General features: G+C 36.3%; 1 protein-coding gene. It reads right to left on the reverse strand.

Annotation, left to right across the window (positions count from 1 at the left end; all coding sequences use genetic code 11):
- Positions 1-50: 50 nt before the first annotated feature.
- Positions 51-1,223: an IS256-like element IS256 family transposase gene (locus KQI94_RS16025; protein WP_000195429.1), complete on the reverse strand. Its 1,173-nt coding sequence runs from the start codon at positions 1,221-1,223 to the stop codon at positions 51-53.
- Between the last annotated feature and the right edge of the window lie 101 nt (positions 1,224-1,324).

The following is a 1,324-nucleotide window of genomic DNA, read 5'->3' on the forward strand; positions in this document are numbered from 1 at the left end:
AGTCAAGTCCAGACTCCTGTGTAAAATGCTATACAATGTTTTTACCATTTCTACTTATCAAAATTGATGTATTTTCTTGAAGAATAAATCCATTCATCATGTAGGTCCATAAGAACGGCTCCAATTAAGCGATTGGCTGATGTTTGATTGGGGAAGATGCGAATAATCTTTTCTCTTCTGCGTACTTCTTGATTCAGTCGTTCAATTAGATTGGTACTCTTTAGTCGATTGTGGGAATTTCCTTGTACGGTATATTGAAAGGCGTCTTCGAATCCATCATCCAATGATGCGCAAGCTTTTGAATATTTTGGTTGATCGATATAATCATGAATCAATCGATTTTTAGCCTCACGCGCTAAGTTAATATCTGTGAACTTAAAAATTCCTTTAACAGCTTCTCTGAAAGATTTTGAATTTTTTTTAGGAATGGTGGTAAAGATATTTCTTAGGAAGTGAACTTGGCATCTTTGCCAACTTACGTTGGTGAAGGATTTTCTAATGGCAGAGACTAATCCTTTGTGCGCATCAGAAATAACGAGTTCCGTACCTTGTAAACCGCGTTCTTTTAGGTATTCAAAAAATGTTGTCCAGGTCTCTTCGCTTTCGCCACTTTGAATCATGAAGCCGATAATTTCACGGTCGCCATCTTTGGTTATTCCAATCGCTATATGACAGCTTTTTGAGAGTACTCGATTTTCTTCTCGTACTTTTATATAGAGTACATCGGTCATTAAGTAAGGATAATTTTTTTCTGATAATAAACGATTCTGCCACTCGTTAACCATAGGTTCTAGCTGTTCTGTTAAGCTAGAAACGAAGGACTTAGAGACGGATTTACCACAAAGTTCTTCCACAATTTTTGATACTTTACGAGTTGAAACGCCTGATACATACATTTCCAACATTGAAGCCATGAGGGCTTTTTCGTTTCGTTGATAACGTTCAAACACTGTGGGTGAAAAATGGCCATCACGTGTTCTGGGTACTTTTAATTCTAGCGTGCCTACACGTGTCGTAAAGCTGCGCTCATAATAGCCATTTCGTTGACTTTGTCGGTTTTCTGTTCGTTCATATTCTTTTGCTTGAATATATTCTGTTCGTTGATTTTCCATTAGTTGATTAAATACCGTTGTTAAAATATTTTTAGAAACGTCATCCTTTACAGAATATTCAATAATGCTTTGAATCTCTTCGCTTTTCAGTGTAAAATGTACTTGGGTCATGTAAAAGTCCTCCTGGGTATGTTTTTGTCGTTAAAAACATTGTACCGTAAAAGGACTGTTATATGGCCTTTTTACTTTTACACAATTATACGGACTTTATC

The organism is Enterococcus sp. S183_ASV_20, assembly GCF_018919685.1.
Lineage (GTDB): Bacteria > Bacillota > Bacilli > Lactobacillales > Enterococcaceae > Enterococcus > Enterococcus faecalis.

Coding starts and splice junctions, on each gene's coding strand:
- KQI94_RS16025 (WP_000195429.1), bottom strand. CDS start 1,223: ATGACCCAAGTACATTTTACACTGAAAAGCGAAGAGATTCAAAGCATT.